The sequence below is a fragment of the Sorangium sp. So ce1504 genome, from assembly GCF_051521635.1.
In the GTDB taxonomy this organism is placed as follows: Bacteria; Myxococcota_A; Polyangia; order Polyangiales; family Polyangiaceae; genus Sorangium; species Sorangium cellulosum_B.
This window is the reverse complement of the sequence record NZ_CP150365.1, coordinates 6,602,128-6,615,990: the sequence shown is the minus strand read 5'-3', so window position 1 is coordinate 6,615,990 and position 13,863 is coordinate 6,602,128. Positions and strand designations below refer to the sequence as shown.

11 protein-coding genes are annotated in these 13,863 nt (G+C 72.7%); 7 read left to right on the top strand and 4 right to left on the bottom strand.

The genetic code is table 11. The features are described from left to right. Nucleotides 1-134: 134 nt before the first annotated feature. Complete coding sequence (locus tag WMF39_RS24780; protein WP_437747913.1) at nt 135-758, top strand: TetR/AcrR family transcriptional regulator; 624 nt, start codon at nt 135-137, stop codon at nt 756-758. 111 nt (nt 759-869) lie between these two features. On the opposite strand, the gene gcvA is transcribed toward WMF39_RS24780, so the two are convergent. Next, nucleotides 870-1,805, bottom strand: a complete 936-nt coding sequence (gene gcvA, locus WMF39_RS24775; RefSeq protein ID WP_437747912.1) for a transcriptional regulator GcvA — start codon at nt 1,803-1,805, stop codon at nt 870-872. Nucleotides 1,806-1,823: 18 nt separating this feature from the next. Between gcvA and WMF39_RS24770 the strand changes: the two genes are divergently transcribed. Then, the gene (locus WMF39_RS24770) at nt 1,824-2,525 is read left to right on the top strand and encodes a glutathione S-transferase family protein (protein WP_437747911.1); all 702 of its coding nucleotides are present in this window, start codon (nt 1,824-1,826) and stop codon (nt 2,523-2,525) included. A gap of 162 nt (nt 2,526-2,687) precedes the next feature. Here WMF39_RS24770 and WMF39_RS24765 read toward each other — a convergent pair whose 3' ends face one another. After that, nucleotides 2,688-3,116 (bottom strand): hypothetical protein, encoded by a 429-nt coding sequence (locus tag WMF39_RS24765; protein ID WP_437747910.1) that lies wholly within the window; start codon nt 3,114-3,116, stop codon nt 2,688-2,690. A 577-nt stretch (nt 3,117-3,693) separates the two neighbouring features. Here WMF39_RS24765 and WMF39_RS24760 point away from each other — a divergent pair. The 4 genes from WMF39_RS24760 to lon all read left to right on the top strand — a co-directional run bounded on the left by WMF39_RS24760 (nt 3,694) and on the right by lon (nt 9,616). Next, nucleotides 3,694-4,296 (top strand): RNA polymerase sigma factor, encoded by a 603-nt coding sequence (locus tag WMF39_RS24760; protein ID WP_437747909.1) that lies wholly within the window; start codon nt 3,694-3,696, stop codon nt 4,294-4,296. Next, nucleotides 4,293-5,141, top strand: coding sequence for a tetratricopeptide repeat protein (locus tag WMF39_RS24755; protein ID WP_437747908.1), 849 nt, complete (start codon nt 4,293-4,295; stop codon nt 5,139-5,141). The genes WMF39_RS24760 and WMF39_RS24755 overlap by 4 nt, the downstream gene beginning before the upstream one ends. A gap of 49 nt (nt 5,142-5,190) precedes the next feature. After that, nucleotides 5,191-6,996, top strand: a complete 1,806-nt coding sequence (locus tag WMF39_RS24750) for an LA_2272 family surface repeat-containing protein (RefSeq protein ID WP_437747907.1) — start codon at nt 5,191-5,193, stop codon at nt 6,994-6,996. Between the two features lie 235 nt (nt 6,997-7,231). Continuing rightward, complete coding sequence (gene lon, locus WMF39_RS24745; RefSeq protein WP_437747906.1) at nt 7,232-9,616, top strand: endopeptidase La; 2,385 nt, start codon at nt 7,232-7,234, stop codon at nt 9,614-9,616. 350 nt (nt 9,617-9,966) lie between these two features. On the opposite strand, the gene WMF39_RS24740 is transcribed toward lon, so the two are convergent. After that, entirely contained in the window at nt 9,967-10,512 is a 546-nt protein-coding gene (locus WMF39_RS24740; protein WP_437747905.1) for a TetR/AcrR family transcriptional regulator, read from the bottom strand. Nucleotides 10,513-10,601: 89 nt separating this feature from the next. Between WMF39_RS24740 and WMF39_RS24735 the strand changes: the two genes are divergently transcribed. Continuing rightward, nucleotides 10,602-11,855, top strand: a complete 1,254-nt coding sequence (locus WMF39_RS24735) for an FAD-dependent monooxygenase (protein WP_437748024.1) — start codon at nt 10,602-10,604, stop codon at nt 11,853-11,855. 94 nt (nt 11,856-11,949) lie between these two features. Here the strand turns inward: WMF39_RS24735 and WMF39_RS24730 are convergent, their stop codons facing one another. Then, complete coding sequence (locus tag WMF39_RS24730; protein ID WP_437747904.1) at nt 11,950-13,518, bottom strand: aldehyde dehydrogenase family protein; 1,569 nt, start codon at nt 13,516-13,518, stop codon at nt 11,950-11,952. Nucleotides 13,519-13,863 lie beyond the last annotated feature (345 nt).

Here is a 13,863-nt window from a genome sequence, read left to right as displayed (position 1 = left end):
CCGTGCCAGCGCGCCGCGCCCGTGCCAGCGCGGCCCCGCCCGTGCCCGCGCGCCGTGGCGTCCCCATGGTCCCTGCCGGCCGCCCGCCAGGACGCTTCCCCCGGCCGTGAATCCGGGAGAACATCGCTCACCTCATGGAGCACGGTTACCCCGGCGGCGAAAGGGAGCGGCGCCAGCGGATCCTCGAGGCGACAGAGCGGCTCCTCCGCCGGTACGGGCCTGCCAAGACCACCGTCGCCGATATCGCGCGCGAGGCCGAGATCGCGGTCGGCGCCGTGTACCTGGAGTTCGCCTCGAAGGACGCCATCGTCGAGGAGCTCTCCCAGGGCGAGCACCGCGCCGTCATGGCCGCGATGCGCGCCGCCGCGGCCAGGGACGACGTGCCCTTTTGCGACCGGCTGCGGGCCGTGTTCGACGCCCGCGCGGGCGCTTTCCTGGAGCTCGCCGGCTCGGGCGCGCACGCGTGCGATCTCGTGCATTGCCAGAGCCGCGCCGTGAAGGCCGCCCACGCCCGCTTCCTCGACGAGGAGCGCGCGCTCCTCCGCGATCTCGTCGCGCGCGGCGCCGGCGCCGGCGAGCTCGACGCCGCCGACCCCGAGCTCACCGCGCGCGCCCTCCTGCGCGCCTATGCGAGCTTCGCTCCACCGTGGCTGTTCCAGGGCTCCCGCGAAGAGGTCGAGGCGATGCTGTCCGCGGTCCATCGGATCGTCCTCTACGGCCTCGTCGGCCGCGGGCCCGCCCGCAAGCCGGGGGGCTGACGCCGCGCCGTCCCATCCCCGCTCGCCTGTCGGCGGCGGCCCTCGCGCATCGAGTGAGAGTTGCTCTCTTCTGCGGGGGCGGATCGCGCGACGCGGGCGGGCGGCTGCGGCTCAGCGTCCGGGCCTGCGCAGGCTCGCGGCCTCGGATACGATCCAGTCCCTGAAGGCGGCCACCGGCTTTCGCCGCAGGCTCGCGCGCGTGCTCACGAGGAAGTAAGCGAGGCCCGTCGGCAGCGCCGGGAGCCTGGGAAAGAGCAGCACCAGGCGGCCGAGCTCGAGCTCTGCGGCCGCGAGCGACCAGCGCGCGAGCGCCACCCCCTGACCGCGCACCGCCGCGTCCACCAGCATCGACGAGTCGGTGAGCTGGTTCTGGCGCACCCGGGCCGGCAGGCGGCGCGAGCGCTCGCGAAACCAGCGGCCCCAGGCGTCGGGGTGGTCGTCCCCGAGCAACACCTCGTGGCTCAGATCCTCGACGCGCCAGCGCGCGCGCTTGCTCGCGACGCTCGGCGCGGCGGCTACGATCAAGGCGTCGTCCGCCAGCTTGACGGTCAAAAGGCCCGGGTAGCTGCCGAGTCCATAACGAATGCCGATGTCCACCGGCTCTCTCGCGAGATCGACGAGGCGCTCGGTGGAGGAGATGCGCACGTCGACCTCCGGGTGGCTCACAAGGAACTGCCCGAGCCGGGGCACGAGCCAGCGCGCCCCGAACGACGGCGTGACGCTGACCGACACGGCGGGCCGCGCGTCCGCGGCGGGCCGCCGCAGGCGGGCGTTCGCCTCGCGCAGCCTGGCGAACACGACGCCCAGCTCCGCAGCCCAGCGCTCGCCGTCCTCCGTCAGGCTGATGCCGTGCGGCGAGCGCCGAAACAGCGCCGTCTCCAGGGTGTCCTCGAGGGCGCGGATCTGGTGGCTGACGGCGGCCTGGGTCACGCCCAGCTCGCGCGCCGCGCGGGTGACGCTCGAATGGCGCGCCGCGGCCTCGAACGCCTGAAGGGCGGTGAGCGACGGCAGCGGCGGAGGGTGATCCCCCGGGGCGGGGCTGGTCATGAGAATTTCTCATGTACCATGGAAAACATTCGTTCGCTCGTCCAGGCGCGCCGCGGTATCCCGGGAGTCATGAAGCTCTACCGACTCCGATATAGCCCCTTCGCCCGCAAAGTTCAGATGCTGCTCGACCTCCTGGGTCGCCCGTACGAGCTGGCCGAGGTGCCGTACGATGATCGCGACGAGCTGGCCCGCGTGACCGGCGGCTACATCTACGTGCCGGTGCTGGTCGGCGACGACGGCCGGGTGACGGTCGAGTCGCGGCGGATCTGCGAGCTCCTGCTCGAGGACCCTGCCGCCCGGCGCTTGACGCTCGACGTCCTCGAGGGCCCGGTCTGGGCCTACGCGGACTTCTGCGACGGACCGCTGGAGGACGTGCTGTTTCGAATCGCGTCGCCGCGCATCCGCGACGCCTGGGAGCGGCCGGGTCAGCGCGCCCTGTACACGCTGATCAAGGAGCGCAAGTTCGGCGCCGGCTGTATCGAGCAGTGGGAGCGCGACGCCCCGGCGCTGCTCGAGCGCGCGAAAACCCTGCTCGCGCCGACCGTCCGGACGCTGAAGCGATCGCCGTTCCTGTTCGGCGAAGCCCCGAGCCTCGCGGACGCGGCGCTCTACGGCAACCTGGCGATGTTGTTCGAAGCGGACCGGGCGCTGCCCGGAGCGCTGGCGGCGGAGCTGCCGGGGTACATCTCCCGGCTCGAGCGGCTCATCCCGTCGCGGTGAGCCTGGGCTCCCGCGCCGCGCTCATCGCCCCGCTTCGCAGAATTCGCCGGTTCGGCGCTCAGGAGTCGGGCTGTGGGGTAGGAGAGCGCGCAATTTTACGAGACTCCCTATGTGGCGCGCTTCGAGCTCAGGGCTCTGCGCGTCCGGGGAGCGGCCCGCGGCTCAGGTGCAGACACCCTCGACGCACGCGTTGCCACCCGGGCAGTCGCAGTCCGCCTCGCAGGAGATGGCCGGCTCCGGCGGGGGCGCGCAATAGCCTTCCTCGCACGACTCGCCCTCGGCGCAATCGCACGAGGCCGCGCACGGCGTCCTGCAGATCCCCTCGACGCACGCGTCGCCGCTCGGGCAGTCGCACGCCGCCTCGCAGGCGATCGGTCCCCCTGGGGAGCTCCCGCCCGCGCCGCCGCTGCTCGCGCTGCTTTCCTCGCTGCTGCTTTCCCCGCCGCTGCTCGCGCCTTCCTCACCTTCGTCGATCGATGTGTCCTCCTCCGGATCCGGGCGCTCGAAGTCGGGAGCGTCGGGCGCGTCGATACAGTCGTCGTCCCAGTCGCAGTCCTCGCCAGTCTCGATGTAGCAACCGACCGTCGTCATCGAAAAGAAGGACAAAGAGAGACCGAGACCCCATTCGAAGGCCGTGCGCATGCTCATATGTCATCACTCCTGATCAGCGATGGATCCAGGGCAGCGGCGCGGCTCGTCGGCGCGGCGCCCTCTGCCCACTCGGAGCTGCGTGCCCGCTGCCACGCGCGCCGTTCAACGGGTCGCGCGCCTGCGCACGATCTCGACGGTCGCCGGTCCGGAGCTCCCGGGCGGCGGGGTGGACCGCGGCGCTCGATCGCGCCCCCTGGCCGTCGATTTCAGCCGTCCGGATCCCCGGCGGTCGATTTCGCCGACCGGGGTTGAACGTTCCCGACCTCTCCGGGCACGAAACCGACGCGCCGACCATGAACGCTCTCCTTCACGCCGGGCACGACGGGGTGTGCCACATGTCGACCCGGGCTCTCGGACGCTTGTTGATGGCAAACGGGCAACGCCGCCGAGCGCGTTCGGGTGTAACGATGACGGCGCAGGGATGGACCGAGATGGGACGGAGCGATCAGCGGGTTTTCCGGGCGCAGAGCCGTCCGGCGCCGACGAGCCCCCGCGCGCGGAGGAGAGGTGGCGCCCGATGAAGACCATGGCGCTCCTCATGCCGTTCTTCTTCTCCCGCGGCGCCGAGCGCGCGCAGGACGCGGAGGAGGAGCTCGTCGAGCGGCTGCGGCGCGGGGACGCCGCGGCGGTCGGCGAGGCGTACGACAGGCACTATGGCGCGGTGCGCGGGTTCGCTCGCCGCCTCACCGGCGACGACGCGTCCGCCGAGGACCTGGCCCACGACGTCTTCATCAGCCTGCCGCAGGCCGCGCAGCGGTTCCGCGGCGGCTCGTCGCTCAAGACGTTCCTTATCGCGATCGCGGTCAACCACGCCCGCCACCACCTCCGCGCGGCGGCGCGGCGCCGCGCCGCCATGGCGCGGCTCGCCCTGGAGCCGGACGAGGAGCACACGTCGAGCCCCGAGCGGGAAGCCGGCCGCGCCGCGCTCGCGCAGGCGCTGAACCGCGCCCTCGACGCGCTGCCGACGGCGCAGCGCGTGGCGTTCGTGCTCTGCGAGGTCGAGGAGCGCAGCGCGCGCGAGGCGTCCGAGATCATGGGCGTGCCCGAGGCCACCGTGCGCACGCGGCTGTTCCACGCCAAGCAGAAGCTCCGTACGCTGCTGGAAGAGAGGGCCCCATGAAGGACGACGTGCTCCGCGAGGCCGCGCGCGCCCTGCGCGCGGAGGCCGACGCGTCGCGCGGCCGCCGCGACGAGACGCGCGCCCGCGTGATGAGGAGCCTGAAGGCCCAGCGGGCCCGCCGCCTCGCGATGGTCCGCGTGGTGGTCCCGCTGGCCGCCGTGCTCGTCGGATCGGTCGCGTGGGCCTCGGCCGCGCGCTGGTTCCCAGGCGGCTGGGACGACCTCGCGTCGCGGCTCGGGCTGCGCGTCTCCGAGGCGCCCTACATTCCGCCCGCGCCGCCGCCGCAGCGCGCGCTGTCCGGGCCGCGGCACGCGGCCGAGGCGCCCGCGCCGCCGGAGGCCGAGGCGAGCGCGGAGGCGGTCGCGCCGGAGCCGCCGCTGCTGCCTGCGCCGATCGCGGAGCCCCCGATCGCCCCTGCGCCGCCGCGCGCGCCGGTGCTGGCGGTCACGCCGGTCCGGTCGGCCTCGCGCCCGGTCGCGGCCGTCGCGCCGAGCGCCGCGCGCCTGCCGACCGCGCCGCGGCCGGCTGCGGCCGATCCGCAGGCCATCGAGCGTTCGCCGGCCGGCCCCGACGCGGACGCGCTCTATCAGGCGGCGCACCGCGCGCACTTCGTCGAGCGCAACCCGGCGGCCGCGCTCGACGCGTGGAACGCGTACCTGGCCGCCGCCCCGCACGGCCGCTTCGCGGTGGAGGCCCAGTACAACCGCGCCCTCTGCCTCGTTCGCCTCGGCCGCAAGGACGAGGCGCGGCGGGCGCTCGATCCGTTCGCGCAGGGCGCCCTCGGCGGCTACCGCCAGGCCGAGTCGCGCTCGCTGATCGAGGCGATGCGCAGCGCGGACGAGTGAACGTCGCGGCGCGTGAACGAACGTGCTGCGAGCGGGCACAGCACGGTCGATGAACACACCCGCCCTCGCACCTCTCCCTGCGCCGCCGCGGGGCTCGCCGCGCCGTGACCGGAAGACGTCCGCGCGCGGCGCAGGCCTCCGCGCGGGCGTCCTCCTTCTGCACGCGCTCGCGGCCGCGGGCGCCCTCGCCGCGGTCACCGCGCCCCCCGCGCCTGCCCTCGCCGAGGAGCCGAGCGCCGCGGGCGTCGATCTCGTCGTCGACGGCGCGCCGTGGACGCTCGATCCCGACGCGGTGCGCGCCGCCATCGGGCGCGAGCTCGGCGCCGACGTCACGCTGGCCCGCGCGGCGACCGCCGGGCGCTCCACGCTGGTCCTTCGCGGCGAGCCCGACGGCCGCGTCACGCTGAGCCACAGCGCCGCGGACGGCCGCCGCATCGAGCGCACCATCGACGTCCCGGAGGATCCCGATCGCGCCGCCGAGGCGATCGCCCTGCTCGCGGGCAACCTCGTCCGGGACGAGGCAGCGGAGCTCGCGGCGGCGCTCGGCAAGCGCCCGCCCGAGGCGCCGCCTGCGGCGCAGCCATCGCCTGCGGCGCCCCCCGCGCCGCCTGCCGCCAGTCGGCCGACGCCGCCTTCCCGCGCCGCGCGCCCCGCGAAGGCCGCTCGCCCCGCCCCCGCGCCACCGGAGCCTCCTCGGTGCACGCTCCCCGGCGCGAAGACCGTCCTCCTCGGCGCCGACGTCTTCCCGTATGTCGGCACCTCGACCCTCGACGGCACGAACGTCGTCCGCCGCTACTCGCTCAACCTCATCGCCGGGTACACGGCGGGCGTCGCGGGCCTCGAGCTCGGCGCCGGGGTCAACATCGCGTCGTCGTTCCTGTGCGGCGCCCAGCTCTCGTCCGGCGCCAACCTCGTGCTCGGTCCGGCGCGCGGCGCGCAGATCACGATGGGCCTCAACGTCGCCGGATCGCTCCGGGGCGCGCAGGTCGGCTCGTTCAACGTCGCCGTCGGCCCGGTCACGGGCGCACAGGGCGGCGTGTTCAACGTCGCCGTCGGGCCCGTGGACGGGGCGCAGCTCGGCATGGCCAACGTCGCGGCGGGCGCCGCGATAGACCTTCAGATCGGCGTCGCCAACGTGGCCGTGAGCGACGCGACCGACGTGCAGGTCGGCGTGGCCAACGTGGCCGCGGGCGCGGCGACCGACGTGCAGATCGGCGTGGCCAACGTGGCCGCGGGCAAGTCGAGCGGCACGCAGATAAGCGTGACCAACGTGGCCGCGGGCGAGTCGACCGGCACGCAGATCGGGCTCTTCAACATCGCCACCGGGAAGGTGGGGGGCGCGCAGATCGGCCTCGTCAACTACGCCGGCGACTCGCCGTTCTCGCTCGGGTTGTTCAACTTCATCCGCAACGGCCGCCTGCACGTGGACGTCTGGGGGCTCGAGTCCGGCATCGTGGTGGCTGGCGTCAAGCACGGGAGCGACCACTTCCACAACATCTACGGGATCGGCCTTCGCACGATCGGCAATCGCCCTCTCCTGGTCTCCGCGCTCGGCCTGGGCGGCCGCATCTCCATCCACCAGCGCGCCTATCTCGACCTCGACGTGCTCGGGTACACGCTCCACGAGCCCTCGACGCTCGAGTCCGCGGCCACGATCGCGCAGGCGCGCGCGCTCCTCGGCTTCCGCCTCTTCCCGGCGCTCGCGATCTTCGGGGGCCCCAGCTTCAACGTCTCGTTCAGCGGCACCCCGAAGGACGCCCAGCTGAGCCCCTACGGCAGCGCCCCCCTCGGCTCCGACGCCACCAGCACCGAGCGCGCCTGGCCCGGCCTCGTGCTCGGCGTACAGGCGTTCTGATCCGGCCGTCGCGCTCGCCGGCGGGGCGGGTTGACGGATGCGTGAACGAATTTACTTTTCGTTCATCGATTCATGGAGCTCGCCCGAGCGGTTGCTCGCGGCGGTCTACGTGAGCCCATCCGCGCGCTGCGCCGCCCTCACGGGCGGAGGAGCGGCGCGTTGTCCACGCAGTCCACCTGACCTTCGACCGATCCGGCAGGGATGGCGCGAGCCGACCGCTGCCACAGGAGTTCGCATGAGCCAGCTTCGCAGCGGCGCCAGCGCGCCTCGTTCTCCCTTTCCCCTGCTCCCGCTCCGCACCGGCGTCCTCTTTCCCGGCACCGTGCTCACGCTCCCGGTGGGGCGCCCCCGCTCGGTGGCGCTGCTCAACGCCGTCCACGCCGGCGACGTGATCGGCGTCATCGCGCAGCGCGATCCGAAGCGCGAGGATCCGCGGCGCGAGGACCTCCACGACATCGGCACGTTCGCGCGGGTCGTCGACATCTCGCGCGTCTCGAACGGCTACCGGCTGGTGATCGAGGGGCTCGATCGCTTCGCGCTCTCGGCCTTGGTCGAGACGGAGCCGACGTGGCGGGCCGAGGGCACCCTCGCGCCCGAGTTCCTCGGCGACGCCGAGGAGGCGCGCCTGCTCGCGGCGTCGCTGCGCGAGCGCGCCCGCGAGGTCGGCCCGAAGACGGGGACCAACCTCGCCGAGATCGCCGCCACGAGCCGGGCGGAGCCGGGCGTCTTCGCGGATCAGGTCGCCGGCGCGCTCGGCCTGCCCACCGAGAAGGAGATGGAGGTGCTCTCGGAGCTCCGCGTGGTGCCTCGGCTCCAGCGGGTCGCCGGCCTGCTCGCCGAGGCGTCCGCGCTGGCGGACCTGAAGAAGAAGATCGACGGCGATGTGCGGCGCGAGCTCGGCAAGGGCCAGCGCGAGGTGATCCTCCGCGAGCAGCTCCGGGCCATCCAGAAGGAGCTCGCGGGCGGCGAGGAGGGCGAGGACGAGCTGTCGGCCCTCCGGCGGCGCCTCGACGAGGCCGGGCTCCCCGAGGAGGCGCGCGCCGTCGCCGATCGGGAGCTCCGCCGGCTCGAGTCGGTCGGCCCGCAGAGCGCGGAGCACAACGTGATCCGCACGTACCTCGAGTGGATCGCGGACCTGCCGTGGAGCGCGAGGGCGGAGGTGAAGGACGACCTCGACGCGGTGAAGGCGAAGCTCGACGAGGATCACCGCGGCCTCGACGACGTGAAGCGCCGCATCCTGGAGCACATGGCGGTGCTCAAGCTGACCGGGAAGGCGCGCGCGACGATCCTGTGCTTCGCGGGCCCCCCCGGCGTGGGCAAGACCTCGCTCGGCCAGTCGATCGCCGACGCCACGGGCCGCCCGTTCGTGCGCATCTCGCTCGGCGGCGTGCACGACGAGGCGGAGCTGCGCGGCCACCGGAGGACGTACGTCGGCGCGCTGCCCGGCCGGATCGTGCACGCGCTGAAGAAGGCCAAGGTGAAGAACCCGATCGTGCTCCTCGACGAGGTCGACAAGCTCGGCGCCGGGTGGCGGGGCTCGCCCGAGGCGGCGCTGCTGGAGGTGCTCGATCCGGAGCAGAACCGGACGTTCGTCGACCACTACCTGGAGCTCCCGTTCGATCTGTCGGAGGTCGTCTTCCTCTGCACGGTGAACGACCTCGGCGCGCTCTCGGCGCCGCTGCGGGACCGGCTCGAGGTCATCGATCTGTCCGGCTACACGCCGGACGAGAAGATCGCGATCGCGCGGTCGCACCTCGTCCCGAAGCAGCTCAAGGAGCACGCGATCGACCCGCGGTCGCTGTCGATCTCGGACGAGGCGCTCGCGGCGATCGTGCGCGACTACACGCGCGAGGCCGGGGTGCGGCAGCTCGGCCGCGAGATCAAGAAGCTCTGCCGGGCGGTCGCGCTGGAGATCGCCCGCGCGGCGGACGGCAAGGCGCCGCGCGTGGTGGTCGAGGCGAGCGATCTCGGGACGTACCTTGGCAAGGTCCGGTTCTTCAGCGACGTGGCGGAGCGGACGAGCGTCGCTGGTGTTGCGACCGGGCTCGCCTGGACGCCGGTGGGCGGGGACATCCTGTTCATCGAGACGTCGAGGATGCCGGGGAAGGGGAGGGTCGAGATCACGGGTCAGCTCGGCGACGTGATGAAGGAGTCGGCGAAGGCGGCGCTCACCTACGTGCGCAGCCACGCCATCGAGCTCGGCGTCGACACGGCGAAGCTCGAGGCGGAGGACCTGCACATCCACGTCCCTGCGGGCGGCGTGCCCAAGGACGGGCCGTCCGCGGGCGTGACGATGTTCACGGCGCTGACGTCGCTCCTCTCCGCGCGGCGCGTGCGCTCGGACACGGCGATGACGGGCGAGTGCACGCTGCGCGGGCGGGTGCTGCCGGTCGGCGGGATCAAGTCCAAGGTGCTCGCGGCGCACCGCGCCGGGATCAAGCGGGTCGTCCTGCCGCAGAAGAACGCGCGCGACGCCGAGGAGATCCCGAAGGAGGTGCGGGCCGAGCTGGAGCTCATCTTCGTCGAGGACATGAGCCAGGTGATCGCGGCGGCGCTGGAAGAGGCGCCGATCGAGGCCGCGGGCACGGGCGGCGTGACCGGCGCGGCGGCGGCTGCGTAGCGGAGAGGGAGAGGGGGGCTGAGCCGAGCCGCCGCGCCGGCGGGGGGCTGTGCGCGGCGGCGCGCGGGTGGGCGCTCGGCCATCCGCCAAGAACGGGGCGGGAGAGCTTGCGCATGAGCCACCGCCCGGCATGTCTCACTTCGGGCCATGCCTTCTGAGACGTTTCGTCGCGCGCCACACAAGGCGCGCCTGGGACGTGGAGCCTCCTGAGAGCTTATGGCACCTCGTTCGGTGCTCGCCGCGCCCACCCGCGCGCCGCCGCGCACAGCCCCCCGCCGGCGCTCACGTTGTCTTGTGAGCGCCGGTCGAAGGGCGCCGAGCTGCACGGCAGTAAGGCGTGGGTACGCGATTCATGACGTTGGCCCGAGGGCGGCCAAGGCGGCCTCGACAGCGAGCGACTTGACCTTCTCCATCGGTACGTCGGTGAACTCGATGACGCAGTCGGAGAGGCCGCCGATGGCGACGACGGCGCGGGCGCGGGCGGCGAGGGAGGGGCGCGGGCCGATGAGAAGGCGCATCAGGCGGCGGCGCCACTCGATCATGCGCATGCCCAGGTCGAGGTAGGCGAGCGTGGCGAGGTCGCGGACCACCATCGTGAGGGTGTCGCGGTGGCGGTGCAGGAGATCGAAGTAGTCGGCGAGCAGGACGCGCGGATCAGGCTGCGGGCCGCCCTCGCGCTCGGCGACGAACGCGTCCATCTCCGCGAGCAGCGGCTCGACGATGCTCGCGACCAGCGATTCGCGTGAGTCGAAGTGGTAGTAGAGCGCGGGCTTGGTGATGCCGAGGTGATCGGCGATCTCGCGCAGGCTGGTCCGCTGGACTCCCTGGCGCGCAAACAGCTCGCGCGCCACCGCCTGGATTCGCGCCTTGGTGTCGGAGGGCCGGGCTCGGGGCACCTGTGTAGTGTAGCCGCTTACTTACCGTTCGGTAAGCCTTGTGCAGGGTTGGGTCGCGTGCTTACCTATCGGTAAGTAAGGAGGGGCCCATGGAGATCCTCATTTCGGGCGCCAGCATCGCCGGTCCGGTGCTGGCCTACTGGCTCAAGCGGCACGGGTTTCGGCCCACGGTGGTGGAGCGCGCGCCGACGCTGCGCAAGACGGGCGGCCACGCGGTCGACCTGTTTCGGCCCGCGATGGACATCGTCGAGCGCATGGGTGTGCTGGCGCGGGTCGAGGCCAAGAAGACCGGCACCGAGCGCATGACGCTGCTGCGCGAGGGGGTGCAAGGGCAGGTCGACATCGACGTCGGCCGGCTGATGCACGCGGTGTCCGACCGCCACGTCGAGATCATGCGCGACGATCTCAGCGAGATCTTCCACGACGCGACCCGGGCCGACGTCGAGTACGTGTTCGGCGACTCGATCGCCTCGCTCGCCGAGGACGAGTCCGGTGTCGACGTGACGTTCGAGCGCGGCGCGCCGCGGCGCTTCGATCTGGTGATCGGCGCCGACGGGCTGCACTCGAACGTGCGACGGCTGGTGTTCGGCGAGGAGCGGCAGTTCGCCCGTTTCATCGGCGCTTACCTCGCGGTGATCTCGATCCCCAACTACTTGGGGCTGCACGACCACGCGATCGTGCTCGGCGGGGTCGGGCGGATGGCGGCGATCTACGGCTCGCACACGATCGACGACGCGCGCGCGGTGTTCCTGTTCCGCAGCCCGCGCGAGCTCGATGTCCACCACCGCGACGTCGCGCGGCAGAAGCAGTTGCTGCGCGAGGCGTTCGCCGGGGCCGGCTGGGAGCTGCCGCGGCTGATGGCCGAGCTCGATCGGACCCCGGCGTTCTACTTCGACTCGATCACGCAGCTGCGCATGGACTCGTGGTCACGCGGGCGCGTCACCCTGACCGGCGACGCCGGCTATTCGCCCGGGCCGGCGGTCGGCGGCAGCACCAGCCTCGCCGTGGTCGGCGCCTATGTCCTCGCAGGCGAGCTGGCCGCGGCCGGGGGCGGCCACGCGCGCGCGTTCCAGGCCTGCGAGCGCAAGCTGGCCGACTACGTGCGCCGCAGCCGGGTGTTCGCGCTGAACGCCGCCAGGCGCCTGGTCCCGGGCAGCAGGTTCGAGCTGTGGTCGCTGGCGCAGATCGGCCGCCTGGTCAGCGTGGTGCCGCCCGGGGTGTCGCGCGCGCTGGCCAAGCTGAGCAGCCACGGGGTCCGGCTGCACGACTCGATTGCTCTCAAGGAATACGCGCGGGCGCCGGCGGCGGTCCGCCAGTCTGCTGTCCTTGCGGACGCGCCGTGACGCGGGCGGATCCTTGATGTGCCGCTCGGCGACGTCGATCTGCGGCGCCGAGCTCATCGAGGCTTCCCGCCGCCGCTGTCGACAGCGCCGCGCCCTAGAAGAGCTCCCCGATGCGCCGCAGGAAGCCGCCGCTCGAGAAGAGCGCGCGCATGCCTCGCTTGAACCAGCTGTACGACGACGCGGTGTAGGGGAACCAGGTCGGGTCCTTCGACCCCAGCGCGATGCGGTCCGCGTTGATGTGCTTGACGTCGCACATCTGCCGGAGCCCGTCCTCGCCCATCACCCGGCCGAAGCCGCTCTGCTTGACGCCGCCGAACGGCGCGTCGGGGAGGGCGCCGTTCATGAGCACGTCGTTCACCAGCACGCTGCCGGCCTGCAGGCGCTCGGCGAGCCGGCGGGCGTGATCGGTGTCCTCCGAGAAGACATAGGCGTTGAGGCCGAGGTGCGACTCGTTCGAGAGGCGGATCGCCTCCTCCTCGGTCGCGACCTGCATGAACGGCACGACCGGCCCGAAGATCTCCTCGGTCATCACCGTCATCGCATGATCGCAGCCGGCGAGGATCGTCGGCTCGAAGAACTGGCCCTGCCCCGGCGCGCGCTTGCCGCCGGCCTTCACGGTCGCCCCCTTGTCGACAGCGTCCTTGATGTGCCGCTCGGCGACGTCGATCTGCGGCGGGAAGATGATCGCCCCCACGTCGACGAACTCCTTGCCCGGATCACCCTGGTTCAGCCCCTTCGTGATCTCGATGGTGCGCTCGAGCAGGCGATCGTGGATCTCGCGGTGCGCGTAGACCCGCTCCACCGCGACGCACACCTGCCCCGCGTTCGCGAAGCCGCCGAAGACGATCGCCTGCGCCGTGCGCTCGATGTCCGCGTCCGCGCAGGCGATGAGCGGCGCCTTGCCGCCGAGCTCCATCACGCACGGGATGAGGCGCTCGCCGCAGGCGGCGGCGACCTTCCTCCCGGTGCCGACGCTGCCGGTGAATAGGAGCATCTGGATGCCGCTGTCGATGAGCGCCGCGCCGGTCGGCCCGTAGCCGGTGACGACCTGGAACAGATCCTCGGGCATGCCCGCGCCGTCCCAGATCTCCTTCTGCTTGAGCGCGATGAGCGGCGTCACCTCGCTCGGCTTGAGCACGGCGGCGTTGCCGGCGACGATCGCCGCGAGCACGTCGCGCAGCGCGAGCTGGAACGGGAAGTTCCACGGCGAGATCACGCCGACCACGCCGCGAGGGACGTAGTGGACCCAGCTGCGCCGGTGCTTGAAGAGGTGGAGCTTGATCTCGTGCGGCTCGAGCGCCTTCGGGGCGACCTGCGCGAAGTACGTCGCCATGTCGGCCGCGACCAGGACCTCGTGCAGCAGCGCCTCGTGGCGCGGCTTGCCGCACTCGCGCGAGAGCAGATCGACGATCTCGTCCGTCCGATCGACGATGGCGTCGCGGAAGCGAAGGACGCGCTGGCAGCGCTCCTCCACGGGCAGTGCGCCCCACGCCTCCTGCGCGCGCCGCGCCCGGGCGACCGCGGCACGCACCTCCTCGGCGCTGGTATTCGGGGCCTCTCCAAGGAGCTCCCCGGTCGCGGGCGCGTAGCTGCGGATCGCCGCGCCCCCGTGCCCGTTCATGCCAGGACCGCTGCCGTTGCCCCCGATCGGGCGTTCGCTCACCACCTGACCCATGTTCGATCCCTCCGCCTGTCGAGCCCGCGTCGCTTGCCGGATGGCCGCCGTGGCTCGCTGCTCGACGCCGGGACCCTACCCTTCCCGAGAAGGTACAGCAAATGAGCATTTGCGCTGTTTCCCGATGAATCCCGACGATTCTCGGCGTGCTCGCGGTCGATCCGGCCCACCGACATCCGCTGTTGCGCTGCGGACAAATGGTGAGCACACCGTGGTTGCGCCAGGGGGGACCGGCGCCGCAGGCTGCGCCGGTGTGCCCGGGTGAGCCTGGTCGGCGTCTCGGGCGGACTCTCGGCATGACGTCGGCGAGTGGAGCCGCTATAGGCGGACCCC